The organism is Vibrio satsumensis, assembly GCF_050337435.1.
GTDB classification, from domain to species: Bacteria; Pseudomonadota; Gammaproteobacteria; order Enterobacterales; family Vibrionaceae; genus Vibrio; species Vibrio satsumensis.
In genome coordinates, this window is record NZ_JAKJSX010000005.1 from 1 (window position 1) to 25,646 (window position 25,646).

Below are 25,646 nucleotides of genomic sequence, written 5' to 3' on the forward strand. Positions count from 1 at the left end.
GTTTGACATAGTCGCGTTTGACATAGTCGCTCCTAACGCTCTCGATTGTTCTGTTCCTTTAGACCAATCTAGTTGACCATGTTTGCGAAGCCAAACTAAAACGGTAGAGCGACCTTGGATCCCATAACGTTCTTGAGCTTGCTTATAAGTCATTTCGCCTTTTTCAACTTGGCTTACGACTGACAATTTAAAGGCAAGAGAATAATCTCGTTGAGTACGTCTACTTGTTGTTTTCATGACACTCTCCAATTTCATGTTGGAAATGTGTCAACCATATTTAGGACGGTACAGAACAAACAAAAAAGCCCCGAACATATTAATGTTTGGGGCTTTTTTTTGTTAGATTCGCTGGCCGTTAGTCGTTCAACACCCTAACTACAACTTACTCTATAAGTTAACCATCAGCATCTTTTTCTGATGATCGAGGTACTCTTCGTAAGTGCCTTGGAAACTCACTAGCTGTTGGTCTTTCACATCGATGATGTGTGTTGCCAATGAAGATACAAACTCACGGTCATGGCTCACGAAGATAAGCGTGCCAGTGTAAACCTTAAGTGCATCGTTTAGGGCTTGGATAGCTTCCATGTCCATGTGGTTGGTTGGTTCGTCCATCACAAGCACGTTGATGTCTTGCATCATTAGCTTGCCGAATAACAGACGGTTCTTCTCACCACCAGAACAGTTGCGAGCTTTCTTGTTCGCATCGTCAGCCGTAAACAACAGACGACCAAGAATACCGCGCACCATTAGGTCATCGTGCTTCGCTGTACGCCATTGTGAGATCCAATCGAAGATGCTCAGGTCGTTATCAAAATCCTTAGTGCTGTCTTGTGGGCAGTAACCTACAGAAGCATTTTCAGACCATTTAACGATACCTTCGTTCTGCTCTAGCTCTTGAACTAGACAACGTAGCAGCGTGGTTTTACCTACACCGTTCTCACCGATAACCGCAAGGCGTGTACCCGCTTCAAGCAGTAAATTACCACCAGTAAACAGTGTTTCGCCATCGAAGCCGTGACCAAGTTCTTGAAGTTCAAGAGCTTGACGGTGCAGTTTCTTACCTTCACCGAAATTGATTGATGGGCTCATACGGCTCGATGATTTCACTTCATCAAGCGTGATTTTATCCATTTTCTTAGCACGTGAACTTGCTTGCTTCGCTTTAGATGCGTTAGCACCAAAACGGTTTACGAAGTCTTGAAGCTCGCTGATTTCAGCCGCTTTCTTAGCATTGCTTGCTAGAAGTTGTTCGCGAATCAAGCCAGATGCTTCTAGGAAGTACTCGTAGTTACCTGGATAAATACGCAGCTCACCGTAATCGATGTCCGCCATGTGCGTACATACAGAGTTCAGGAAGTGTCTATCGTGCGAGATGATGATCATTGTACATTTACGTTGGTTTAGCTCTTCAGCCAGCCAGTTGATCGTATGAATGTCCAAGTTGTTGGTTGGTTCATCAAGTAGCAAGATATCTGGGTTTGCAAACAGTGCTTGTGCCAATAGCACACGCAGTTTCCAACCTGGAGCAACTTGCTGCATCAGACCGAAGTGGAACTCTTCCTCGATACCCGCTTGAATCAGGATGTCACCCGCGCGACTTTCTGCTGTGTAGCCGTCCATTTCTGCGAATTCACTTTCAAGCTCAGCGACTTTCATACCATCGTCTTCACTCATTTCTGGCAAAGAGTAAATACGGTCACGCTCTTGTTTTACTTCCCAAAGCTTTCTGTCGCCCATGATTACAACGTCGATAACGCTGTACTGTTCGAATGCGAACTGATCTTGGCTCAAAACACCCAGTTTTTCTCCAGGAGTGATAGAAACGTTGCCCGAACTTGGCGTTAATGCGCCACTTAGGATTTTCATGAACGTTGATTTGCCGCAACCATTAGCGCCGATCAAACCATAGCGGTTGCCGTTACCAAATTTAGCAGAGATGTTTTCAAACAGCGGCTCTGCGCCAAATTGCATTGTGATGTTCGCGGTAGATATCAAAGAACTAATTCCTAAGCGTGTACTGACAGTTAATTATTAGGCAGAAAGACGTGCCTAAATAAGAAGTACGAAAGTATGGATTAAACATAAAACGAAGCGCGGATTATATAGAGATCAGGATCACATTGTCGAGGTTAAACAGTGAACGGATAGCGAACAATGGACAATTAAATGCATTTCGTCGGTTATTACGCCATAAATAGAAAAAATCCCCGCTAATTCCATTAGCAGGGATTCAATTTATCAAAACAGAAATGTCAGATTGAGTCAGAACTCATAGACTTAAATCTATTTAGTGATTTTCTTCTGAACGTATTTTTTGCTCACATCGACAACCGCAACATCTCTAAAGAAGCTTCTACCCAACAGAAGTGGGAAAGAAAGGTGCGTTCGGTCGGCTAGCGTAAATTCAGTTTTGTCTTTTAGATCACCAATTTGAATTGAAGCCACAACCACAGCGCGTCGTTGTGTTCCTTCTGCGCTTGATTGCTTGATCTTCACCCAGCGTTCTACTGGTAAGCTGATTTCTTCCGTTGTGATACCGTCGTGTTCAATCTTGAACTTAACCCAGTCTTTTCCGTCACGTTCAAAATCAACAATATCAACCGCACTGATTGAAGATGTTGTTGCACCTGTATCTACACGTGCTTTAAACGCTTCTTTCAAACCAGGAACAAATACCCACTCTTCTTCACCAAGGATCAGTTTACCATCGCTTGTTTTAGTCGGCTTTGGAGCTGGCTTTTCTTCAGGCTTTGGCTTCGCTTCTGGTTCAGTTGGTTTTACTTCTTCAGCCTTCTCTGTGGGTTCCGTTACTTTCTGACCTTCAGTTGCATCAGTCTTTGAAGAATCATCCACAGCAGGTTGTTCTACTTGAGGCTTTTGTTCCGGCTCGGCAGGCACTTGAGTCGTCGTCGAACAAGCAAACAAGCCACCACTTAGCATTAAAACTACAATCGCTTTCCAGTTATACATTCAGTCACCTTCTATTTTGAAACGTTGGCTATCGCTTTAGCTACATAAGGAATATGAGATTCAGAAAGGCCTGCGATATTAATGCGTCCGTCACCAACACCATAGACTCCATATTCTTCACGTAATTGATTCATTTGAGTTTCTTTAAAGCCTAGTACACTAAACATGCCTTTATGGCTTTCAATGAAATCAAATTGTGACGTGTTATAAGTATTTCGCAATTCATCACATAAATTTTGGCGCAGATTTAACAAACGTTGCTGCATTTCACTCAATTCTTGCTTCCAAATCGATGTTAGCTCTTGATTCTGAAGAATTGTTTTAACCAAAGCTGCACCATGGTCTGGCGGCATTGTGTAAGTAGAACGAGCAAGGGTAAGAAGTTTACCTTTAGCATTGCCAACGTGTTCGCTGTTCTTGCCAATCACGATAGCGGCACCCGTTCTTTCACGGTACAAACCGAAGTTCTTTGAGCAAGACGTTGTAATCAACATCTCTTCAACGTTATTTGCCATGTGTTGAAGACCTTTCGCGTCTTCTTCTAGGCCGTCACCAAAGCCTTGGTAAGCAATATCAACGAACGGTAAGAAACCATTATTTTGCGATAACTTAGTGATTTCCTGCCACGCTTCAAAGTCGATGTCAGCACCCGTTGGGTTATGACAGCAACCGTGCAGTAGTACCACGTCTGATGGACCGGCTTTTGAAAGGTCGTCCAACATTTTTGCAGTATCAACTTGCTTCGTTTCAGGACTGAAGTAATTGTAGTAGCGAACTTTTAAGCCTGCCGCTTCCATTACCGGTTTGTGGTTAACGTAACTTGGGTTTGAAATCCAAACCGTCGTGTCTGGTTGAGAAACTTTCATTAAGTCACCCAACATACGAAGTGCACCACTTGCACCCGGTGTTTGAATCGCAGCCACGCGATCCATTGCAGAAGTCCCTTTAAGCAGCAGATCAACCATGCTCTGGTTAAACTCTTCACAGCCTGCTAGGCCAACGTAAGCTTTGGTTTTCTGAGTTTCAACAACGATATCTTGAGCCTTAGAAACGGCTTTCATGATCGGAGTTTCGCCTTGGTCGTTTTTGTAAACGCCAATGCCTAAATCGACTTTATCAGTACGAGTATCGCCGCGGTAAGCAACAGAAAGAGATAGAATTGGATCTAAAGTTGGTTTTGGTAGATGTGAAAACATGAAAGTCACAACCCTTTGAAATTCAAGTAATGAATTTCACGTTAACATTTTAGTACTAAAATCAGAAACATTTTTTAATAGAAGCGCTTAGTTAGAATAAGTAATCAGAGATTGGTCGTTTTACATCACTAAACAGCGCAAATTTCGAACAGCTACTGATAAGTTATGAAATTATGGTGACTGGTTTAGTCAGTTCCCTATTAAGTTTCCAACCAAGAACCATGTTTGAATTGCCTAGGTGTCATTCCTGACCACGCCTTAAACCGAGTGCTAAAGTTAGCGGCATTGGGATATCCAACTATCTCGCCAATGTGTTGAATCGACCAATCGCTCGACCTGAGCAATCGTGCAGCGTATTCCATTCTCATACGCATAATATGCGTCATCGGGCTATGAGAATAATAACGTTGGCACAAACGATGGAAATGCGGCTCTGAGCACGGGAATAGGTTTGCTAGCTCATGCACATTCCACTCTTTGTGAAGCTGCTTTTGCACGTTATCGAACACACGCCTCAAGCGAATCAAATTTCGAGATTGCTGCTGCGGGACTGGCGCATTAATCATGAACTCTATTTGCGCTACGCTGTGAATGGCAATCGCTCCACCTAAATCAATGGGCAAGGCAATACTTCTCAGCAAGGTATGAATACAAGACGAAACAACTTCTGCTGCTGGAGAGAGCGTATAACTCACCTCATCACTGACGACATTATCCCATTGCTTGTCAGGCGATAGAAAGATCCACGCGATCTGCCATGTTTCTTCCTCAATACCAAAACCGTTCTCAACGCCTGCAGGCACAGTAATACACGAACCTGGCTCGAGAATATATCGACACCCTTCACTTTCGAGCCACCCTTTGCCTCTTACGGTATACAGCAACATGTGTTTTTGTTGGTTTTTTCGATAGACAGAAAAGAAATCGCGGCACGATGCTGTCCCACATTGAACGATACCGAGCTCTTCGAATGCCAATACATGGCTTTGATCGACAAACTCTTGATGCGTCTTTTCAGAGATCTCGTACCGTTCTTGTTTATCACTCATTCCATTGCTAGCTCGTTCATGTTGCCAAACTACCAAAGTAGATAGTTTGACAAAAGTTTGTGATGAGTCTGAACAATACAGCTAAAACAAATGCCGATACACTTCTCGCATATTCAACAGAGGGGAAATGCGATGCTCTCGACATATCGTCATTTAGATAAAGAATTTTGGCAAAAGCTATTACACATCGGTTTACCTGTCTCACTGCAAACCATGTTGTTTTCATTGCTCGGCGTGGTCGATATTTTCATGGTCAATCAGCTTGGTGATGCGGCAACTGCAGCAGTTGGCGTTGGCAACCGTATATTCTTTTTTAACTTAATCATGGTTTCCGGAATTAGCGGAGCAGTCAGCGTGCTAGCTTCGCAATATTTTGGTGCAGGTGATTTTAACGGAATTAGACGCACACTAGCGCAATCATGGGCATTGTCGATCTTTGCCATCATCCCTTTTGTATTCATCTATACATTGGTTCCTGAATCAGTAGTGTCTGTGGTGGCCTCAGACCCTGATTACGTCCGATTGGCAACGGATTACCTTTGGATAACAGGAGCCAGCCTTATTGGTACCGCCGTAGTTGTGCCGCTAGAGAGTGCACTTCGTTCTGTGGGCGAAGCTAAGCTACCCACCAAAATCAGTATTTGGGCAATCATCGTTAATGCGATTCTCAATGCCCTGTTGATCTTTGGACTGTTTGGCTTTCCAGAACTCGGCGTGGTTGGCGCAGCGATTGGCACCACGGTTTCTCGATTCTTTCAGACGATTGCACTGCTTGTTATGGCGAGAAAACATTATGCACATCTATTCCCTACAATTGAGAGTTGGCGTGATGCAATCTTACCTAAGCACAGAAAGAAGTACTTTAATATTGCTATTCCTATGTTAGTTCACGATACGGCATGGGCTGGTGGAATACTGATTTACAACGTCATTGTTGGTCAGATTGGCGTTGGTGAACTGGCGATCATCTCTTTGTTATCGCCAGTGGAAAGTATCTTAATTTCAGCCTTCTTAGGCTTTGCGGTTGCCGCTTCAATCATTCTAGGTAACGAGATCGGCGCGAAGAATTATCAACGTGTTGAAAATACCGCTTGGGGCTATGTATTTGTGAGTTGTGCGCTTGCGACACTATTGGCACTGCTATGCTTTATCGCCAAGCCAGCCATTGTTCAATTAATCGATTTGACGCATCTGGAACTCAAAGATACAGCGGTCAACGTCGCCTTGGTGATGGCGGCTGGGATGATATTGAGAGTATTCAATATGGTTGGGATCGGAGGTGTGTTAAAAAGTGGTGGCGACATCAACTACAGCATCTTCATCGACATATTCGGCCAGTGGGCTATTGGTATCCCCCTCGCCTATTTCACCGCTTTAGTGCTTGGCTGGTCTTTAGAATGGGTGTTGATGATTGTATTACTGGAGGAGTTAGTGAAGATAGCTTTAACTAGCCAGCGGATTCACTCTAAGAAATGGATCAACAACCTAATAGAAGAGCCAGACCAGCTAGCTGCTTGAACAGTAGTTTGAGCGAATAAACAAAAAGAACTCACACCCAAGGGCCGATTGGTTGCATTGCGCTAACCATGACGCCCTTTTTCGTTTTACGAGTATACGAAGTCACGACAACCGTTATATGTCAGTAAATCGATGAATGATTTGGTTTGAACTGCCACGCCAATCGAGCATTGGATCCGCTTTGTCTTGTTCAAAACGACCATCAATCAAGGTATCAACGTATTCCAATACTTGTTTCTGCTTTGCATCAAGCTCATCAAGTTCGTAACCTGTCCACATCCAGATGTCTTTGCCTTCGCACTCCGCTTTTACACGTTGCACAAGCTTAAGCACTTCAGACACATTTGCCGGATGCATTGGGTCGCCACCAGAAAGTGATAAACCACGACGCTTGATTCGCGGATCATTGAGATCAGCGATAATTTGGTCTTGTAGTTCTTGAGTAAACAAATGCCCAGAGTCCAACCTTTGCGTCGACTGGTTATAGCACCCGCGACACTGGTGTACACAACCCGACACAAACAAAGTGCAGCGTGTTCCTGGGCCGTTTACAACGTCGATTGGGTGATATTGATGATAGTTCATAAGGCAGTATTGAAAACTCGTGATGGCTTAATAGTTTGAAGCGAAATGCTATAAGTGCTGAAATAAAAGAATTGGTATCGACATAACGCCGATACCAATCTTATTTCTTGAAACCTAGCTCTTCTAAATTGACTAGCTAAAGATCGCAGATCTTAATTAAGATCCTTCGTTAGATTAAAGATGCTTCACGCGACGTTTAACTTCTTCTTGCTTGCCGAAGTTAAATGGGCGTGCATCTGGGCTACCAAGGTAACCACAAACACGGCGCGTTACCGATACTTTGGTTGAGTCATGGTTGCCACACTTAGGACACGTAAAGCCCTTACTTGTACAGTCAAACTCACCGTTGTAACCACATTCGTAGCACTCATCAATTGGCGTGTTGGTGCCGTAGTATGGTACGCGTGTGTAGCTGTAGTCCCATACGTTTTCTAGCGCTTCGATGTTCTTCTGCATGTTCGGGAATTCACCGTAGCAAATGAAACCGCCGCTAGAGATTTCAGGATAAGGCATCTCGAAATCGATCTTGTCGTATGGGTTCACTTTCTTCTGCACATCTAAGTGGAAGCTGTTGGTGTAGTAACCACGATCCGTTACACCATCAATCACACCAAACTCTTTGGTATCGATGCTGCAGAAACGACTACATAGGTTTTCACTTGGTGTGCCGTATAGGCTGAATGCGTAACCTGTCTCTTTTGTCCAAGATTCCACTTCACGTTTCATGTACTCCACCAGTTCAAGCGCTTTAGCACGCATTTCGCCGTCGTCGTACAAATGAACGTCAGTGCCGTAAAGCGCGGTCATTGCTTCATGGATACCAATGTAACCAAGAGAAACAGATGCACGGCCGTTCTTGAAGATATCAGCAATAGAGTCGTCGGCTTTCAAGCGAACGCCACATGCACCTTCCATGTATAGGATTGGTGCAACACGCGCTTTAACGTTTTCTAGACGAGAAATACGAGTTTCTAGCGCACGGCGAGCTAGCTTGAGTTTTTCATCAAGTAGTTCGTAGAACTTAGCCATATCTTGTTTTGCGTTAATCGCGATACGTGGCAAGTTCAAGCTAACAACACCTAGGTTGTTACGGCCTTCATGAATCAACTCACCATTTTCTTCGTAAGTATTCAAGAAGCTACGGCAACCCATAGGCGTTTTAAATGACCCTGTCACTTCTACTACTTTGTCGTAGTTAAGAATGTCTGGGTACATACGCTTAGACGCACACTCAAGCGCCAATTGCTTGATGTCGTAGTTTGGATCTTGCTTCTGGTGGTTCAAACCATCTTTGATTGCAAATACCAGTTTAGGGAATACCGCTGTTTTGCGGTTCTTACCCAAACCAGCAATGCGGTTTTTCAAGATAGATTGCTGGATCAGTTTTGAACCCCAACTTTCACCTAGACCAAAACCAAACGTCACGAATGGTGTTTGACCATTAGCGGTATGTAGCGTGTTTACTTCGTACTCTAGAGATTGGAATGCGTCGTAACACTCTTTCTCTGTACGAGAGATAGCAAAAGCTTCTGGGCTATGAATGTCCCACTCTTTCGCTAATGACAAATGCTTCTCGTAGCTCGCCATTACGTAAGGTTCAAGAACCTCATCGATACGGTTAATCGTTGTACCGCCGTAAATGTGGCTCGCCACTTGTGCGATGATCTGTGCTGTTACCGCTGTCGCCGTAGAAATAGACTTAGGCGTGTCGATTTCTGCGTTACCCATCTTGAAGCCATGCGTTAACATGCCTTTCAGATCGATAAGCATACAGTTAAACATTGGGAAGAACGGTGCGTAGTCTAGATCGTGGTAATGAATGTCACCACATTCGTGAGCTTGTACGATGTCACGTGGCAAAATGTGAGTTTTCGCATAGTGTTTAGCCACGATACCCGCCAGCAAATCACGCTGAGTTGGGATAACTTTGCCGTCTTTGTTGGCATTCTCATTGATCAGATCAACATTGCTTTCTTCGATTAAACCTTCGATCTCGCGAGTTAAAGCGCTTTGCTTTTCACGTGCGATGTCGCGGTCATGACGATATTCAATGTAGGCACGAGCCAGAGACTTATATGGTCCCTGCATTAGCTCGTTCTCGACCATAGTTTGAATTTCAGAGATATGAACTTCATCGTAGTCTTCGAGCTTCAACTCAACTGCTAATGCCACATTCAGTGCATAAATAGCAATTTCCTTATCGGCTTTGTCTGATGCTGCTTCCACTGCAGCTTGGATGCGATCTCTACTGAATGGAGCTCTTGAGCCATCACGCTTGATTACGATTGATTTCACCACTTCTCCTTACTCTTGATGTATTCACAGACTTATCCACAAACACACTATATAGAGCGATTTATCGTTTAACTAACACTAGATATTGTGGCGTATTTAACGAGAACCACCAACTTTGAGTATTGATTTAGATCAATAAAACTCTCACGCTGACTAAGATCAATTCAATATTATTACGCTAGTTCTCAAGTCGAAAAGAAACAATGTAACAATAAAAAAACTGCTAAAAAGAGTTGAATTTTTGGTAAGTGTTGTAGGATAACGGCTCAACTATATTGGACGACAAAATCAGGGATATTTGGGATGAAACGACTTCAAAACTGGATAATGTTAGGCTGCTTACTCAGTAGCCAGACATTTGCTGAACCTTTGACCATATCCAGTTGGAATATCGAATGGTTATCAACCAACGAGGCTGTGAATAAGTTTTCTGCCCAACGTGATCAAACTGATTTCGACAAACTTGAAGAATACTTTCAATCCTTAGATGCGGATGTGGTCGCCTTTCAAGAAGTCGATGACGTAAATGCGATTCAGCGCGTGGCTGGCGATCAATACAAGATATTGATGTCTGACCGAGCATTACCAGAAAACAGTAACCATCAGTTCAAAGAAGTGAACCAATACACAGGCTTCGCAGTTCGTAAAGGAATCACACTCACCGATTACGCTGACTTTCCTCTGGAATCGAATACTAACAGCAAGCTTAGGTTTGCCAGTTACGTGGTCGTTGAAACAGGCTCGAAACCAATTCACATGTTGTCTGTACATTTAAAGGCAGGCTGCAGCGGCGCGTATAAGTCTAACCGCGATTGTTCACGCCTAAAAGACCAAGCTCAACAACTGAATAAGTGGATACAACAAAGAGAACGTAACGGTGAAGACTATGCGATCTTAGGCGACTTCAACCATAACCTATCCTACTCAAGAGATTGGATGTGGAAGGATTTAACTGAAAACACGGATGCTCGTTTGGCGACAAGAAAGACCCGTGCGGATTGTAAGGTTCGCTCAAATCGTCATAACCACCGCACACACCAATTCCGCTCTGTGATTGACCACATTGTCGTTAGCGATTCATTGAGTACATCACCTGCAAAGCAGAAGGTATTTGAAACGCAAGATGTGTTGGACTACAAACTCAGTGACCACTGCCCAGTTTCAACGACTATTAAATAATAGATAGAGATGTACAAAGAGGCTGACTGGCTTTCTGATTAAAGAGCGTCAGCCTCTCAATGCTCATATCAAGCCTATGCGATCAGCGATAGGTTTAACGTTAACAAATTTTATTCGTTCGACCTGCCAACCACATTCCCGCCAGCATGCTTATCATAAACACCCACACAGTTGGGTTACCGCCACTAAGACTTGTAACTGCAGGCCCTGGACAAAAGCCTGCAAGCCCCCAACCGAGTCCAAACGCTGTTGAACCTAGAATCAGCTTTCTGTCGATTAGCGGGTTGTTACGGCTATCTAACGGCTCGCCATTGATGGCTTTAGCGCGCTTTTTAATGACTAGGTGATAAAACGGAGCGAACACCACTAGCGCACCGCCCATGACGAATGCCAAGCTGATGTCCCAATCGCCAGTCACATCTAAAAAGCCAAGCACTTTGTTCGGGTCAACCATGCCTGAGATGATCATACCCATGCCAAACAAGATTCCAGCCAATAAACCGACAATGATAGTAAATGAAGAATTTTTCATTATGCCCCCAACCCTATCAGGTTTTTGATAAGCACGGTGGCTATTGCCACACCCATGAATACACACGTTGCGATAATCGAGCGTTTAGACAAACGCGCCATCCCTACAATGCCATGTCCGCTAGTACACCCATTCGCCGTTTTAGTGCCAAAGCCGACTAACAGACCAGCAATAACGACTACCAAGAGGTTCATCTCTTCCAATTGAGGGAGTTGGTAACCGGTAGGAATTAACAACCAACCACTTACGATCATTCCAACAACAAATGCGATACGCCAATACTTGTCAGTTTTATCTGTATCCACGCCTTTGCTTTCTTTGTTGCTGGTGCCAACTGGTAATAAACGGCTAACAATGCCACTAATACCTGCAACTCGACCAATGCCCAACATTAAAACAATGGCCGACACGCCTAACAGCATGCCACCGAAAAAAGCATTCCAAGGAATCAAACTAAGCACAGACCTCTCCTATTCACAAACATCATAAACTCATAACAACCTTAAATTAGAGTTTACTAATAAATATAAATTAGTCAATGCTAATGTAATGGCGTTATGTTTCGATTTGTAAGTTTGGAACTAACAAACGCCCAGCATGAAAAAGCCCCTAGGCGTTAACCTAAGGGCTTAAGATTTATTCTGTCTTTTCCTAAAGAAGTTATTTGCTCTTGTTCTTCTCAGCTATCCACTGCGACATGTACTTAGTGCTCGCCATACTATGGTGCTTGAGCATTGAACCAAAGAAATTATCCAGTCGATGCGAATCAAGTTCAGAATCTAACGCAATCAGTCGCTCGATCAATTTTTCGCCCAGTTGATTCTGTTCATAGTGCGCTTCAAGAATTGAATGACATTGGCTTTGAGCTTTAAGCCATTTCTCTTCATCTTTATAAAGAGCGACTGCTTGTTCAACAAATTCGTCGATATCATCTGCAACCGCGCCCGGCCATTGCAACTCACCTTGTGGCAACATCCCTTCACGACCAATTTCGCTAGTCACGTTGGGAGTTTGCAACTTCATAGCATCAAGTAACTTACCTTTAATACCTGCACCAAAACGTAATGGCGCAACACAAACACGCGCCTGTTCCATTACTTCTTGAGCGTCTTTAGCCCAACCTTTAATATGGAAGCCGGTTTTAGGGTTGTGCAAAGCCGTTGCTTTCGGCGGCGGATAAGATCCGTAAATATGAAGTTCAGTATCAGGCAGCTGCTTACGAATCTTCGGCCAAATCTTCTGTAACTGAAGCACAGCATCCCAGTTAGGCGCATGTCTAAAATTACCTATCGTCATGAAATGCTTACGCTCTTCAAAGCTTTTCGTACTTTCAGGCAACGTGTTGAGATCAACCATGAACGGCAGATGATGTAACAGCTTTGGATCGATATTGAACTTAGATTGGAGCAGTTCCATCTCATGGCTTGAGATGATCAACGAAAGATCACAGCGTAGAATCGCGGCAATTTCACGTTTCGCCAAGTCACTGTACAGGTGTTCTTTCGTTAACTCAGTCTCTTTCTTAACTGCTTCATGTCGAGCATTGCGTAGGAATTGTAAATCTTCAGTATCCAGTAGCTTAAAGGCATTCGGACATACCTTCTCAACGCGCCAGCCGAATTGCTCTTCCATCATAAAGCGGTCAAACATCACGACATCAGGTTGCAGCTCTTCGATGTACTGGTCAAAGCTATCGCAATTTAGCTGAATAGATTGGCTTGTGATGCCCTCTTCAAAGAGGTCGATCATATGCTCGGTTTCTTGAGCTGGCGTTGCGAACTCAACGGACCAACCTTGTCGCTTAAATAGACGTAAAAGTGACATCATATGGCTACCAGCCGCCGATGAATTCGGTTCTGGCCAAACGTAGCCAATTGCTAAAACTTTCTTCAAAACACTTCCTAAGAAATAACAAAAGGGGCTGTAGAAGTCCCTAATTAAACGTAAATCAATTTACATCGCTGATTATAATTGGTTCTAAGTACTCAGCGATCATATTCGTTCACCCACATTGCGAGCTATCATAAGCACTTCATCCGCAGAGTACAGGTTTGAAATCGTGGTTTCGACTTCTGCACCCAACGTCGATTGATAAAGCTTTTGTGCAAAGTTGTCTGCTCTGGTGGTCACTAATACATGTTTTAGTGTCGAGCCTTGCTCTGCTAGCTTGTGCTTCACTTGGGGCAAGGAGTCTAGAATCAGCTTTTTGCCTAATCCTTGCCCCTGCGCGCTCGGTAACACAGCAAGTTGCTCTAGTTCCAAAACAGCTTCAGGTCTAAACCCACTCTTTTGCACCCAAATTATGTAGCCGACAATCTCACCTTCACTCTCTGCAACGAAGTTAAGAAAGCGTGGTGCAGCGCTTAAGTTACATTGTAACCAATCTTTTGAGTTTTGCTGTCGAACAAAAGTAGCTTGGTGAACTAAAGCCGCCCCATCAAGGTCGGCTTTTGTCATAAAACGAACTTGCGCGATGCTACTATTCATTCTCAGAATTAGGACGCGTTTTACAGTGTAAAATGGCTCTTTCTAAAAGCTCTAAAGCCGACTTATCTGCTTCTGGAAGCTTAGCGTCCGACTGACCTAACGGTTCAACACGGCTACCCCATTTAATATGACCAGCACCCCAAGTTAAACCGGCACCGAATGCCGCCACAAGGATGTTTGAGTTAGGTTTAACAAAGCCTTGCTCTAACGATTCACACAATGCAATTGGCACAGTCGCAGCCGACGTGTTGCCGTAGTTTTGAATGTTCACAAACGCTTTCTCACGTTCAATGCCCGCCATGTCGCACAGAGTTTGAATGATTCGGATGTTTGCTTGGTGTGGAATCACTACATCGATGTTGTCTGTTGAGATGCCAGTGCGGCTCAATACTGTGTGTGCTGCTGCACCCATGCCTTTAACCGCACGTTTGAAGATCTCTTTACCTACGAAATCAAAGTCCCAGTAACCGTTGTCAGCAGCGAAGCGATCCATAGAAGTACCGAACTTTGGTACTGCTAGAATATCGCGGCCTTCCGCGTCACAACCGATCTGCGCTTCTTGCAGGCCAACTTGCTCTTCAGTACGCGATAGAACCACAGCGCCAGCACCATCACCAAATAGAACCGCAGTATCACGCTTGGTCCAGTCAATGAAGAATGAAAGACGTTCTGCGCCCACAACAATCGCATTGCGGTAGTTGCCGGCTTGAATTAATCGAGTCGCGGTTTCAACACCGTAAATGAAGCCAGTACATGCTGCATTAAGGTCAAAAGCCGCTGCGCTCTTGATACCTAGGTTCTGTTGAACCTTAGACGCAGTATTTGGAATAAGAGAATCAGGGCTGCACGTTGCGATGATCACGAGATCGATATCATCGGCAGTAAGGCCAGCACACGCCATTGCGTGTTGAGCAGCAACAGTCGCTAGCTCAGAGGTATTTACATGACTGATACGACGGTTTTCGATACCAGTTCGAGTACGAATCCACTCGTCAGACGTATCAATGAAAGTGCTTAAATCATCGTTGGACAGCACGGCTGGTGGCAGACACTTTCCCCAGCCAGTAATCTCGGCGTAAAATTTTGTCATCATTTACCTGTTTATTGTTTGTTTTTATTTAAGTATCGTATTCTTGTTTTAAACAGTATAAGCGTTCCGTGCGTGATTCGTAAATCGCGTTAGACACGGAGTAGCAATAAAAAGAGAAAGTTATGTCTACATTCAACACACGTTGCCCTTCTTGTAATGGCGTAAACCGAGTTCCTTCAGAAAGAATTTCAGAAAGCCCAACCTGCGGTAAATGCAAAACAGCATTGCTCGATGGCGCTCCTATCGAGGGAACGTCACTTAATTTCCAATCTATCTTAAACAGTTCACAGCCTGTGGTTGTCGATTTCTGGGCGACATGGTGTAACCCATGTGTTGGCTTTGCGCCAGTGTTCAGTGACGTTGCTAAAGAGCGTTCGGGAGATGTTCGATTCGTTAAGATTGATACTGAAGCTCAGCAACAACTTGCCGCAATGTATCAAATCAGAAGCATTCCGACGGTAATGGTGTTTAAAGATGGCAAACGTGTCGATACGATTAACGGTGCGTTACCAAAAGGCCAATTTGATCAATGGCTTAATCAAGCTTTAACTAAGTAAGTTTGTTTCAATTCTTTGAGTAATCAACAAACAAAATAGGTTAAGGAATCTTAATAAATAAGGCTCCCTAACCTATTGTAAATCCGTCTGTTTTCTCTAATCTTGCCGGCTAACCAGTCATTTCATGCTCTGCGCTCTCATTCGCGCCTTGCTTATTTGTACTACCTTTCTTATCCAAGCTATATTGCTCTTTAATCTGATCAGCGACTTTCTCAGCAATCATTATGGTTGGCGCATTAGTATTGGCCCCGACTAATGTCGGCATAACCGACGCATCAATGACTCTTAAGTTGTTCAACCCATAGACTTTAAGGTTTTTATCCACCACGGCTAATGGATCACTGCTATGTCCCATTTTACATGTTCCAACGGGGTGATATTGGGTATCGGCCCGGTTACGGATGTCTTGCTCAATAGCCTTGTCATCATTGGCATCGACAGGATAAAAAGCATTGCCACGGATATCATCGAACGCTTCGCTTTCTAGCATTTGATACTGCTTCTTCCACCCTTTAATCATAATCTCCATGTCTTCTGGATGACTGAAAAATGCAGGATCGATCTTAGGTGGATCGTATGGATCGGCGCTATTCAGTGTCACGGTGCCATGGCTTTTAGGTCTCAGCAAAGTGACGTGTGAGGTAAAGCCATGACTGGTATGAATTTTTCTTGCATGGTCATCGACTACTGCGACCACAAATACAAACTCTAAATCCGGCACAGCGATATGATCATCGGAACAAAGAAAACCGATTCCCTCTGCAAAGTTACTACTCATCTTGCCACGGCGTTCTTTATGCCATAGCGGTAAAGCTTTGGTCATTTCAGATGCCATTTGCAGCGAGATACCAAAAGTTTCGCGCTTTTCACTGCACTTGTATGAGTGAACTAAGTCGATATGATCTTGCAGGTTCTTACCCACTCCTGGCAGCTCATGAACTTGTTCAATGCCATTCACGGTTAATTCGTCTTTTGCGCCAACGCCCGATAGCAACAATAACTGAGGAGAGCCAAAAGCACCTGCAGACAAAATGACTTCCTTGTTGCATCGGATCTGATAACGTTTACCATTAGAACCGTATTCAACCCCGACCGCTTTCTTACCTTCAAACAAGACTTTATGAGTCGTTGCTTTAGTCACCACAGTAAGGTTGGGACGCGTTAGATTAGGGGTTAGATAAGCCTTAGCCGCGCTGCATCGCTCACCATTCAGCTGAGTCACCTGAGTCGGCATTGCACCAAACTGAGCGGCACCGTTGATGTCTTCATTGCGAGGAACACCTATCAACTCACAGGCAGTTAAATAGCGTTCCAACATTGGGCTTGGTGACCTAAGGTTTGCCACATTCAATGGACCGCCTTGGCCGTGATACTCATCTTGATGGACTTCGTTATTCTCTGCTTTTTTAAAGTAAGGCAGACACGATTCATAGTTCCAGCCATCATTGCCTAAGCTCTCCCATGTATCGTAGTCATAGCGATGTCCACGGGCATACATCATGGCATTGATCGAGCTAGAACCACCGAGAGTCTTACCTCTCGGTTGATAGCCCTTACGGCCATTTAAGCCTGGCTGTTCAACAGTCTCGAAAGCCCAGTTGTTGAGCTTAGTCGGCATCATAGCCACAACACCCACTGGAGTATGAATAAATGGGCTCGTGTCTTTGCCACCAGCTTCTAACAAGCAAACTGTCACATTAGGGTCTTCCGACAATCGAGAAGCCATCACACAACCAGCCGAACCACCACCAACAACAATAAAATCATAACTATCCATTTGCCATCTCCGCTATTTCTAATGGGTGTAACTCTCGCTTCAAGATTTTACCTGTTGCTGTCATGGGTAAGGCTTTCCGAATGAATACTTTACGCGGGTATTTGTAGTCGGCGAGTTGCTCACGACACCATACTATCAAGGCTGCGCTATCACATTGCGTATGTTCGTGAAGCACAACATGGGCGTGAATCTCTTCACCCAACTGATCATGGTGCTCGCCCACCACCGCGACCATTTCCACATCAGGGTGACACATCAATACTTCTTCAATTTCTCGTGGATAAACGTTGTACCCGCCACGAATAATCATGTCTTTAACACGGTCAACAATGAACAAATTGCCGTGCTCATCGACGCGCCCGATATCTCCCGTTAAGAACCAACCATCACGAATGGATTCAGCTGTCGCCTCTGGCCTATGGTAATAGCCTTTCATGACACTTGGACTTTTGATACAGACTTCGCCTAGCTCACCCATTGCGACAGAGTTGCCTTGTACATCAGTAATCTTGATGAGATGGCCACATAACGGCTGACCGACACTGCCGGACAAACGATCACCATCAATGTGATTAAAAGTAGCAACAGGCGCCGTTTCTGACAGTCCATATCCTTCAAGGACTGGAAGCTCAAATCGAGATTCGAATTGTCGGATAACCTCAAGCGGCATAGACGCACCACCAGACACACCAAGCCTTAAGCTATGTTTAACCTGTTCAGACCGTTTGCTTGTTTTTTCTGAAGTATCAGAAGACTCTTCTCCCGCCTTTAGCAACGCGATATACATGGTGGGAACGCCAGCAAAGACACTCACTTTGTGGCTAATGATCTGATCGATCACCAGTGACGGCTCAAAGCGTGGAATCAAGACCATGGTTGACCCCGTCAACACGCTCGCGTTCATCATGACAGTTTGGCCAAAGCTGTGGAACAGAGGAAGCGTAGCCATGGTCGTGTCGCTGTATTCCAATCTCATAAGATACTGTGACGACATCGCATTGGTTTGCATGTTGGTGTGAGAAAGCTCAGCGCCCTTTGGCTGACCCGTTGTGCCAGAGGTATAAAGGATCACAGCGGTATCATCACCATAGCAAGCGACAGATTCAAAAGGAGTCAAAGGTTGTGTTAGCCAGTCAGCGATTGATTCATGCTGCTCATTTGTTTCTGAAGTAGTGTTTGCGCTTGTCGGGATAGGCATCTCGACAAAGTGTTCACAGTGCTTTGCCTGCTCAAAACCTTGTAAACCATAGCGACCAATTGGAAGCTCTTCACTGCCCTCATAGCATAAATAAGCTTTCGCATCAGAGTCATTGAGGTGATATGCGATTTCTCGAGCCTTAAACAACACGTTTAAAGGCACTACTACACAGCCTGCTTTTAGAATGCCGTAATAAGCAATGGGAAAATAAGTGACATTGGGACACGAAAGCGCGACCTTATCTCCCTTCTGCAACCCAAGTCTTTTCAAGTTAGCAGCCACGTTTCCAGAAAGTTGTTCTAACTGAGCGAAGCTGACTTGATCCGAGCCCATACGTAGAGCAGCTTTAGTTGGAAAAAGCGAAGCACTACGCTCCAAATTAACAGCAAGATTGTGCATCCATGATCTCCTTATGCGGCTTAGACCTGTTAGTGGCGGTCACCGTAGACGTTCTAATCGTTGTAATAAGTGTCTTTCTTGTAATCACGAGCCTGCACACTGGTGTGTCATGTAGGTAAGAGTATTTATTGAGCAAAATAGTAGTTATTGAGCAAAATGTCTGAGACGCTCCAATGTGCAACTCAAGAAATTACAACATTTTGGCAACATTTCGAACAGGTTTCAAAAAGACAAAAACCGGTGAAATTCGGACAAAGCCTGCGCAAGCCCAATAAAACCTTGCACACATAAACCAAAATTTGGAACAAGCTTGCGAAAGTGAGAACAAGCAACAGGCATAAATGTTAAAAGTTCGGTTAAAATATCGATATTCAACAAGAGGCAGCTTATGGAATACACCGCAGTTTACGAACCCGATATGCAAGCATTCGGCATTCTGGATCTTCAGTTGCTGCATCGTTACCTATCACCTGCTCTCTGTATCGAAGAGTTACTCGAAGGCAGTAACATCGATGCTCTCCAACTCAACACACCGGATACACACATCACTTTGGCGCAAAAGCTTGCTGTGTTCAGTAATGCGTTAGCGAACACAGATGAAGGTGGTTTAGGGTTAAGAGTCGGCCAACAAGCACGATTTAGTGACTTTGGTGTTTTGGGTTATGCGGTATTCAGTAGCGAAACGCTGTTGGACGCTTTACTGATTGGGTTCAAGTATCTGCAACTTGCTGGCCCAGTTCTTAGAAAGACCATGTCAGTAGAAGACAACGTTGGCTACTTTCGGGCAGAGCAACTGATCGAACTTGATTCTTTACTGCCCTTTTGTTGTGAATACTGGTTCGCGGCGATACACAGTTTGTGCGAAGAAGTCTTGCAACAACCCTTTCCTTCTCAAGTGATCCGATTCCCCTATCCAAAACCTGAATACGGGGATCTTTATACAGAAGTTTTTGGTTGCCCGGTTGAATTCAATAGTGACCGTCTTGAATGGGAGTTTGACGCAACCACCTTGTATTCGTCTCTTCCTACCGCCAATACCATCACTTTACAGATGTGCTTAAAGTCGTGTGATGACATGTTGGCAAAAGTCAGCGCACCCACCAGCCTCAAAGAGAAAGTCTCACAGATGCTGATTGAAAGGCCGGGATGTTACCCTTCGATAGAATCCATTTCTTCAGAACTCGGCATGTCTTCTCGAACACTGCGCCGTCACCTAAAGGCTGCTGATACAAGCTATCAGAAGATACTTGATCATGTTCGCTATCACCTTTCCCGGCACTACCTTTCTTCAACTCAAATGAGTATTGAAGAGATATCTGAACGAGTTGGCTTTTCTGATAGTGCTAACTTTCGACATGCCTTTCGTAAGTGGAGTGGTAACTCGCCACGCCAATACCGTAAAGAAGCGCTCTTATCGTAAACTGCACTTCAAATTTAATTTCAACGCTACAAATAAATTTGTTTTCACCCTCTTAATTAAATAGCCAATGAACAAGGGTTTAACGGCTTTTTGACCACATAAAATCTCGTCAAATGACCAAATTTCGCAACGGTATTTTAGCTTAGTCAGTCGATAAATCTCTTTTATCTTAACGACCATTTTTATTCGTTTTACCCAATTCAGTTTCTCCCCCATAGTCGCGGAAAATTCATCGTTTCTTTTACTATTTAGAGGCTCCTGCATTGGACAACATCCAACCAACAACTCGCATAACTGTTCCTGTTATTGCATTGTCTTTTTACGCGATCGCTTCAGGCTACTTAATGAGTTCATTACCATTAATGCTGTCTGAGTATGGCTTAGACAAAGATCTATCGAGTTGGTTGGCGAGTGCATTCTATGCAGGTCTACTGGCTGGCACATTATTGATTGAACGTGCCATTGCGCGTGTTGGTCACAAAGACGCGTTCGTCATCGCATTGAGTGTGTTCATCGCAACGATCCTTGTATTGCCATTGATCCCACACCAAGCTGTATGGCTATTAGCTCGCTTTGTGGCTGGTGTAGCGGTTGCAGGTATCTTTGTGATTGTAGAGTCTTGGCTAATGAGCGGTGACGAATCACAACGCGCAAAACGTCTCGCTATCTACATGTGCTCACTGTACGGTGGTTCTGCAGTTGGTCAGCTTGGTATCGGTTACCTAGGTATTACTGGTGGTGTACCTTTCATCGCAATGTTCACCCTTCTGTTTGGTGCGATCATTGTTCTGATGTACGGACAAGCAACACCACCACAGATCCACGATGCGCAATCTTTGTCTTTAAAGCAGATCAGCAAATTAAGCCACAGCGCGCTAATTGGCTGCATTGTGTCTGGATTAACGCTAGGTGCGATTTACGGCTTGATGCCAGTTGAACTTGCTCAACGTAACATTGCGCACGAAGACATTGGCGGTTTGATGGCTTTGGTTATCATGGGTGGCATGGCTGTACAGCCGATGGTGACTTGGTTATCTCACCACATAGGACAAGTGTTATTAATGGCTCTGTTCTGCCTGCTAGGCGTTGCAAGCATTGGTGTGCTGACTATCAATCACGATTTCTATGTACTAGGCATGAGCTTGTTCGTATTAGGCATGGCGACATTTGCGCTATACCCAATCGCGATTAACTTGGGTTGCCGAAACCTTGACCCAAACTACTTGGTGTCAGTGACTCAGATCATGCTACTTTGCTACAGCATCGGTTCTGTTGCCGGACCAATCGTTGCAGACAGCTTTATGGATTCACAAGCAGGATTATTCACATACCTGTTCGCGTCTCTACTTGCTACAACGATCTACATGTTGATTGCTAGTCTAAAGCGCTCTCACCTACAGATTGCAGGCGAGTAAGCTCAAATAGACAGACACAAGAGACGTGTCATCAGGGCTCTGAGTTAAGACTTCATGTCTAAGCGAAGAGCCCTTTTTGTTTTATGCCAACGGTAAGAAAGATCGACAACAAATAACAATAACGTCTATTATTTTAGAAAGTTAAGGTTGAAATACGTAACCTTCACCAGTGATGGTAATGATTAATCCATCTCCGAATAACGATCTTATTTCGGATATCGCAACAATCACAGATGAGTTGGTCACTTTCTCACTTTCCCAGCCAATCTTCTTTAATTGACTAACACTGAACAATTCACCCCTATGTCGATTCATAAATAGAATGATCTTTCGGTATGCCAAAGGCATGGTAGCCAGTACGTAGCCGTTCTCTACGTTGCGAACAAGTTTGGTGTTGAGTTCAACAATTTTACCGTTTAATTCAAGTACTACGTTGTTTTCAGAATGGTTCGTTTCTATTACAGGATAAGAGTCCATTTTTATATCATTCCCTTACTATATAGCCAGCGACAATGTCAGATTTGTTCGTATTTATATAACGTCGCTTATATGTGGACGTTTTAGATTTGACGATAATCAATGGAATTCGTACGGTAAAGAGATTAAATTTTTATTATTAAAATATTAATAGGATATCAATAGGAGATTATTTATTACTCCATGACATACCCTTCGTTGGAAATTGTTTGAATACAACGACAGTCAAGAATCCTTCTTATTTCGTAAATAGCGACCAAAACAGAAGCAGATGTCACAGCTTTACCAGCCCAGCCTACGCTCTTCAATATTTGCTTGCTAACTACTTGACCTCTGTTCAGGTAAAGATAGAAAAGCACTTTACGATGAGGCTCAGAAAGCGTTCCTATTATTGAACCACAGCCCTGTTTTCGAACAATTTTCGTGCATGATTGAAACTCTTTATTATTTAAAGTGAGCTTTGATGGAAGAGTAAAATCATTCACCTTACCGATAGCTTGTTGCATTTATTCCTCACATTGCATATGCATTGATGTTTTTTAGATATTTCCAATAGTACCGAATAGAGTAAAAATACTAAATTGATAGATAGCTCAATACCGTAATATTACTGCAAAGCTTGATCTTGCGTAATTGATCGAGGAAACAAGCAAAGCTAACCGGGCAGTCGATGACTCTTTCGATACTGACTGGGTGACAAGCCGAAATGCTTTTTGAAACGATGCGAAAAGTTATAAGGATCCTTGTAGCCCAAGCGATTAGCAATCATAGAAACAGACCAATCTTGATATTTCAGCAGACTGGTGGCTTTATCCATACGTAATTGAATCAATTTGCTGCGTGGTGACAGGTTAAATAGCGTCTTGGTGACTCGGTTGAGTTGCTCTTCACTGATGAACACTCTTTCGGCCATCCCTGCTACTGTCCATGGCTGGTGCAGACTGCTTTCAATCTCGTTATAAAGCGCTTGAACACGTGCAGTGGTGCTGGTCGACTTAGGCTCAAACCCCGTCAAGGTTCGAATAATTTCACTCAAGAGTAACTTACGGTAACTGGCTCTACCGCCTATCTCAAAGTAAACCAAGTTCATTAATGACCAGATCTGCTCACACTCTCCGAACGGCACAATCCCCTGACCTAAACTTGCGATGTGCTGCCACTGCTTAGTGTCAGGCGTCAACATCCACGCCATTTTCCAATAATTATATTGAGGATCGAGTTCAAAACGAAATGGGGTTTCAGCAGGAAGAACCACGAGTGTATAAGGCGTAATCGCTTGTACCGATGTTGCGGTTGTTAGAATACCACCACCTTCCATAGTGAAAATCAACGTATGAACATTAACGGATTCACGCTCAACCCAATAACCATCATATAGCTTCGCCATACCGCCCATATAAACACCAAAGCTTTTCATCTCTGGAATATCTTCAACGGTCAAAAAACGTTCTTTGCACTGTTCAGCGAGAAAAACATCATCATACCAAGTTGATTTTGGTCTCATTGAATCAATGACGGATTTGCACAGGTTTTGTTGTTTTTTAAACATGTTGTTACTTCACTCAAATCACTATAGTTCTGCCATAAATCGGAGAGCTTATGACAACTAACATCAACCCTAACTCATCTATGAATAACAAGCCAGAGAGCATCTTGCCTCGTATCGTTAAACTTGGCTTACCTGTCGCTTTGCAAAGTGCGCTGGTGGCTATTCTTGCCCTTGCTGACGTATTAATGGTCAGTGATTATGGTATGGAAGCAGCTGCAGCTGTGGGAATTGCGTCAAAATGGCACTTCGTTGCTATTATGATTATGGCAGGGTTGGCCTCAGCAAACGGTACATTAGTCGCTCAATACTGGGGGAAAAATGACCGAAAAAGCGCACGAACTGTATCATCGATTGCGATGATATTTGGCTTAAAAGTTCTGCTGCCTGTTACTGCAATCATCACTCTTGGTTCTCAGTTTTTAATGATGTTGCAAACCAGCGATCAAACCGTGATTGAACTTGGCGCAACTTACCTATGGTATGGCTTCCCTGTTCTACTTCTGACTCACATTGTTGTCGTGGTAGAAGCAAGTATGCGCTCATCTGGTGACACCGTAACCCCGCTGTTATTAGGTGGCGTTACCATCGCACTCAACATTGCGCTTAACTTCATTCTTATTAAAGGTGCTTTCGGCATTCCAGCAATGGGCGTCGCAGGTGCGGCATTGGCGACAACCTTAGCGCGATTGATTCAAGTGGGCTTGATGTATAGCTACATGCGTATGCGTAAACATTGGCTATTAACGACACCGAGCTCACCACATCGCCCGTCATTGTGGTTGTCTTACCGTCGCATTGCTTTGCCGTTGACGATGAATGCTGTGTTGTGGGCAATGGGTACCATGGCATATCAAATGATTTTCGGTCACATGGGCACGACTGAGCTTGCGGTGTTTTCGATGCTCGCACCATTTGAATCGCTGTGTTACTCGATCTTCTTTGGTATCTCAGTGGCGTGTTCTGTACTGCTTGGCCACTCACTCGGCCGTGATGAATTTGATGATGCTATGAGCATGGGTCTAACATTCATAAAGGCTGTGATTGGATTTGGCGCGGTTGTTGGCCTTCTTCTCTTCCTAGGCAAAGAGCACGTGTTGAGTTGGCTGAACTTAACAGACGAGAAACTGTATTCACTCGCCGCGCCAGCAATGATGATCATGTGCTTTGCTGTGGTGATCCGCATGCTGAACATGGTGATCATCAATGGCATTATTCGCGCTGGTGGCGATAATGCGTTCTGCCTGCGTATGGATTTCATCGCGATGTGGATGGTGGGCATTCCAGTATGTGTTTACGGCGCGTTTGTCGCTGGATGGGATTTCAAATACATCTATGGTTTGATGTTGGTAGAAGAAGTGGTGAAACTGGCAATTTGTTCTCATCGTTACCTAAGCCGACGCTGGATCAACAACCTGACGGTGACCTACGAACAACCTCAAGTAGCGTAATCTCTTACGTTCAAGGTTCTAGTTTTAGGTATCGAATATAAACACAAAAAGGTCTGAGAAATCAGACCTTTCTTGTTTCTGAACCGTTTTGTACGGCAAACAATACGTTACTTCTTGTTCATTCGGATATGGCGGTTCGACACATTCGGCAGCGGCTTCTCGGGCACTTTTCGTTTTTCATGTATCAAATGCCTGATCGCTAAAATCGGATGCTTGAGTAACATTCTTGGCCCGGCATAACGCATCACTAAACGCATCTGCTCTTTAGGGTCGGGCTTATAGCAATGAATCGGACACTTATTGCAGGTCGGTTTTGCTTCGCCATAAGGGCAACGATCAAGTCGTGTTTCGGCATAGCGCAACAATTGCTCACACTCTTCACATAACGCGCCATTCGGACACACTGCACCGTGGTGATCTTTACAGTAGATGTGCACCATCGCAATAACGGTTTTGTACTCCGTCGCGAGTTCACCTTGTAGAATATTGTTATGTTGGAACATGA

The 25,646-nt window shown here is 44.1% G+C and carries 22 protein-coding genes and 2 pseudogenes; 6 read left to right on the forward strand and 18 right to left on the reverse strand.

The window, feature by feature from the left end; all coding sequences use genetic code 11:
• From L4C44_RS05785 to L4C44_RS05805, 5 genes and pseudogenes are all read right to left on the reverse strand, one after another.
• A pseudogene (locus L4C44_RS05785) lies at window positions 1-237 on the reverse strand (helix-turn-helix domain-containing protein); the annotation flags it as partial.
• 150 nt (window positions 238-387) lie between these two features.
• Window positions 388-1,995, reverse strand: coding sequence for an ABC-F family ATPase (locus L4C44_RS05790; protein ID WP_146490439.1), 1,608 nt, complete (start codon window positions 1,993-1,995; stop codon window positions 388-390).
• A 288-nt stretch (window positions 1,996-2,283) separates the two neighbouring features.
• Window positions 2,284-2,970: a putative ATP-dependent zinc protease gene (locus L4C44_RS05795; protein WP_146490438.1), complete on the reverse strand. Its 687-nt coding sequence runs from the start codon at window positions 2,968-2,970 to the stop codon at window positions 2,284-2,286.
• A gap of 11 nt (window positions 2,971-2,981) precedes the next feature.
• Window positions 2,982-4,166 carry an amino acid aminotransferase gene (locus L4C44_RS05800; RefSeq protein ID WP_428804588.1) on the reverse strand — a complete coding sequence of 395 codons (1,185 nt, stop codon included), beginning with the start codon at window positions 4,164-4,166 and terminating at the stop codon, window positions 2,982-2,984.
• 200 nt (window positions 4,167-4,366) lie between these two features.
• The gene (locus L4C44_RS05805; protein ID WP_146490436.1) at window positions 4,367-5,215 is read right to left on the reverse strand and encodes an AraC family transcriptional regulator; all 849 of its coding nucleotides are present in this window, start codon (window positions 5,213-5,215) and stop codon (window positions 4,367-4,369) included.
• A gap of 90 nt (window positions 5,216-5,305) precedes the next feature.
• Between L4C44_RS05805 and L4C44_RS05810 the strand changes: the two genes are divergently transcribed.
• Window positions 5,306-6,733: an MATE family efflux transporter gene (locus L4C44_RS05810; protein ID WP_428804589.1), complete on the forward strand. Its 1,428-nt coding sequence runs from the start codon at window positions 5,306-5,308 to the stop codon at window positions 6,731-6,733.
• Between the two features lie 114 nt (window positions 6,734-6,847).
• Here L4C44_RS05810 and nrdG read toward each other — a convergent pair whose 3' ends face one another.
• Both nrdG and nrdD read right to left on the reverse strand, forming a co-directional pair.
• Window positions 6,848-7,318 (reverse strand): anaerobic ribonucleoside-triphosphate reductase-activating protein, encoded by a 471-nt coding sequence (gene nrdG, locus L4C44_RS05815; RefSeq protein WP_428804590.1) that lies wholly within the window; start codon window positions 7,316-7,318, stop codon window positions 6,848-6,850.
• A 174-nt stretch (window positions 7,319-7,492) separates the two neighbouring features.
• Window positions 7,493-9,613, reverse strand: a complete 2,121-nt coding sequence (gene nrdD / locus L4C44_RS05820) for an anaerobic ribonucleoside-triphosphate reductase (protein ID WP_017109601.1) — start codon at window positions 9,611-9,613, stop codon at window positions 7,493-7,495.
• A 303-nt stretch (window positions 9,614-9,916) separates the two neighbouring features.
• On the opposite strand from nrdD, the gene L4C44_RS05825 reads away from it, so the two are divergent.
• A complete protein-coding gene (locus L4C44_RS05825) occupies window positions 9,917-10,792 on the forward strand; it encodes an endonuclease/exonuclease/phosphatase family protein (RefSeq protein ID WP_428804591.1) in 876 nt (291 codons plus the stop codon).
• Between the two features lie 100 nt (window positions 10,793-10,892).
• Here L4C44_RS05825 and L4C44_RS05830 read toward each other — a convergent pair whose 3' ends face one another.
• From L4C44_RS05830 to L4C44_RS05850, 5 genes are all read right to left on the reverse strand, one after another.
• Window positions 10,893-11,324, reverse strand: coding sequence for a DUF6691 family protein (locus L4C44_RS05830; protein ID WP_428804592.1), 432 nt, complete (start codon window positions 11,322-11,324; stop codon window positions 10,893-10,895).
• Complete coding sequence (locus L4C44_RS05835) at window positions 11,324-11,785, reverse strand: YeeE/YedE family protein (protein WP_285954475.1); 462 nt, start codon at window positions 11,783-11,785, stop codon at window positions 11,324-11,326. Before L4C44_RS05835 ends, L4C44_RS05830 begins: the two co-directional genes overlap by 1 nt.
• A 199-nt stretch (window positions 11,786-11,984) precedes the next feature.
• Entirely contained in the window at window positions 11,985-13,217 is a 1,233-nt protein-coding gene (locus L4C44_RS05840) for a glycosyltransferase family 4 protein (RefSeq protein ID WP_428804593.1), read from the reverse strand.
• A gap of 99 nt (window positions 13,218-13,316) precedes the next feature.
• A complete protein-coding gene (locus L4C44_RS05845; RefSeq protein WP_146490454.1) occupies window positions 13,317-13,781 on the reverse strand; it encodes a GNAT family N-acetyltransferase in 465 nt (154 codons plus the stop codon).
• A 22-nt stretch (window positions 13,782-13,803) separates the two neighbouring features.
• Window positions 13,804-14,901: a ketoacyl-ACP synthase III gene (locus tag L4C44_RS05850; protein ID WP_146490453.1), complete on the reverse strand. Its 1,098-nt coding sequence runs from the start codon at window positions 14,899-14,901 to the stop codon at window positions 13,804-13,806.
• 122 nt (window positions 14,902-15,023) lie between these two features.
• On the opposite strand from L4C44_RS05850, the gene trxC reads away from it, so the two are divergent.
• On the forward strand, window positions 15,024-15,458 hold the full coding sequence (gene trxC, locus L4C44_RS05855; RefSeq protein WP_004731082.1) for a thioredoxin TrxC: 435 nt from the start codon (window positions 15,024-15,026) through the stop codon (window positions 15,456-15,458).
• A gap of 109 nt (window positions 15,459-15,567) precedes the next feature.
• Here the strand turns inward: trxC and L4C44_RS05860 are convergent, their stop codons facing one another.
• Window positions 15,568-17,235 (reverse strand): GMC family oxidoreductase, encoded by a 1,668-nt coding sequence (locus tag L4C44_RS05860; RefSeq protein WP_428804594.1) that lies wholly within the window; start codon window positions 17,233-17,235, stop codon window positions 15,568-15,570.
• The gene (locus L4C44_RS05865) at window positions 17,228-18,832 is read right to left on the reverse strand and encodes a long-chain-fatty-acid--CoA ligase (RefSeq protein WP_428804595.1); all 1,605 of its coding nucleotides are present in this window, start codon (window positions 18,830-18,832) and stop codon (window positions 17,228-17,230) included. The genes L4C44_RS05860 and L4C44_RS05865 overlap by 8 nt, the downstream gene beginning before the upstream one ends.
• Window positions 18,833-19,220: 388 nt before the next feature.
• Here L4C44_RS05865 and L4C44_RS05870 point away from each other — a divergent pair, with 388 nt between their 5' ends.
• Together L4C44_RS05870 and L4C44_RS05875 are read left to right on the forward strand one after the other, a co-directional pair.
• A complete protein-coding gene (locus L4C44_RS05870) occupies window positions 19,221-20,252 on the forward strand; it encodes an AraC family transcriptional regulator (RefSeq protein WP_146490427.1) in 1,032 nt (343 codons plus the stop codon).
• Between the two features lie 263 nt (window positions 20,253-20,515).
• The gene (locus L4C44_RS05875; protein WP_428804596.1) at window positions 20,516-21,667 is read left to right on the forward strand and encodes an MFS transporter; all 1,152 of its coding nucleotides are present in this window, start codon (window positions 20,516-20,518) and stop codon (window positions 21,665-21,667) included.
• Window positions 21,668-21,808: 141 nt separating this feature from the next.
• Here L4C44_RS05875 and L4C44_RS05880 read toward each other — a convergent pair whose 3' ends face one another.
• From L4C44_RS05880 to L4C44_RS05890, 3 genes and pseudogenes are all read right to left on the reverse strand, one after another.
• Window positions 21,809-22,144 (reverse strand): helix-turn-helix domain-containing protein, encoded by a 336-nt coding sequence (locus L4C44_RS05880; RefSeq protein WP_048660133.1) that lies wholly within the window; start codon window positions 22,142-22,144, stop codon window positions 21,809-21,811.
• 147 nt (window positions 22,145-22,291) lie between these two features.
• A pseudogene (locus L4C44_RS05885) lies at window positions 22,292-22,730 on the reverse strand (winged helix-turn-helix domain-containing protein).
• 69 nt (window positions 22,731-22,799) lie between these two features.
• Window positions 22,800-23,693: an AraC family transcriptional regulator gene (locus tag L4C44_RS05890; protein ID WP_146490426.1), complete on the reverse strand. Its 894-nt coding sequence runs from the start codon at window positions 23,691-23,693 to the stop codon at window positions 22,800-22,802.
• 50 nt (window positions 23,694-23,743) lie between these two features.
• Between L4C44_RS05890 and L4C44_RS05895 the strand changes: the two genes are divergently transcribed.
• Window positions 23,744-25,141, forward strand: a complete 1,398-nt coding sequence (locus tag L4C44_RS05895) for an MATE family efflux transporter (protein WP_428804597.1) — start codon at window positions 23,744-23,746, stop codon at window positions 25,139-25,141.
• Between the two features lie 107 nt (window positions 25,142-25,248).
• Here L4C44_RS05895 and L4C44_RS05900 read toward each other — a convergent pair whose 3' ends face one another.
• On the reverse strand, window positions 25,249-25,644 hold the full coding sequence (locus L4C44_RS05900; protein WP_146490424.1) for a nitrous oxide-stimulated promoter family protein: 396 nt from the start codon (window positions 25,642-25,644) through the stop codon (window positions 25,249-25,251).
• Between the last annotated feature and the right edge of the window lie 2 nt (window positions 25,645-25,646).

Coding starts and splice junctions, on each gene's coding strand:
- L4C44_RS05860 (WP_428804594.1), bottom strand. CDS start 17,235: ATGGATAGTTATGATTTTATTGTTGTTGGTGGTGGTTCGGCTGGTTGT.
- L4C44_RS05880 (WP_048660133.1), bottom strand. CDS start 22,144: ATGGACTCTTATCCTGTAATAGAAACGAACCATTCTGAAAACAACGTA.
- L4C44_RS05900 (WP_146490424.1), bottom strand. CDS start 25,644: ATGTTCCAACATAACAATATTCTACAAGGTGAACTCGCGACGGAGTAC.
- nrdG (WP_428804590.1), bottom strand. CDS start 7,318: ATGAACTATCATCAATATCACCCAATCGACGTTGTAAACGGCCCAGGA.
- L4C44_RS05805 (WP_146490436.1), bottom strand. CDS start 5,215: ATGAGTGATAAACAAGAACGGTACGAGATCTCTGAAAAGACGCATCAA.
- L4C44_RS05830 (WP_428804592.1), bottom strand. CDS start 11,324: ATGAAAAATTCTTCATTTACTATCATTGTCGGTTTATTGGCTGGAATC.
- L4C44_RS05890 (WP_146490426.1), bottom strand. CDS start 23,693: ATGTTTAAAAAACAACAAAACCTGTGCAAATCCGTCATTGATTCAATG.
- L4C44_RS05845 (WP_146490454.1), bottom strand. CDS start 13,781: ATGACAAAAGCCGACCTTGATGGGGCGGCTTTAGTTCACCAAGCTACT.
- L4C44_RS05810 (WP_428804589.1), top strand. CDS start 5,306: ATGCCGATACACTTCTCGCATATTCAACAGAGGGGAAATGCGATGCTC.
- L4C44_RS05895 (WP_428804597.1), top strand. CDS start 23,744: ATGACAACTAACATCAACCCTAACTCATCTATGAATAACAAGCCAGAG.
- L4C44_RS05870 (WP_146490427.1), top strand. CDS start 19,221: ATGGAATACACCGCAGTTTACGAACCCGATATGCAAGCATTCGGCATT.
- L4C44_RS05850 (WP_146490453.1), bottom strand. CDS start 14,901: ATGACAAAATTTTACGCCGAGATTACTGGCTGGGGAAAGTGTCTGCCA.
- L4C44_RS05825 (WP_428804591.1), top strand. CDS start 9,917: ATGAAACGACTTCAAAACTGGATAATGTTAGGCTGCTTACTCAGTAGC.
- L4C44_RS05800 (WP_428804588.1), bottom strand. CDS start 4,166: ATGTTTTCACATCTACCAAAACCAACTTTAGATCCAATTCTATCTCTT.
- L4C44_RS05795 (WP_146490438.1), bottom strand. CDS start 2,970: ATGTATAACTGGAAAGCGATTGTAGTTTTAATGCTAAGTGGTGGCTTG.
- trxC (WP_004731082.1), top strand. CDS start 15,024: ATGTCTACATTCAACACACGTTGCCCTTCTTGTAATGGCGTAAACCGA.
- L4C44_RS05865 (WP_428804595.1), bottom strand. CDS start 18,832: ATGCACAATCTTGCTGTTAATTTGGAGCGTAGTGCTTCGCTTTTTCCA.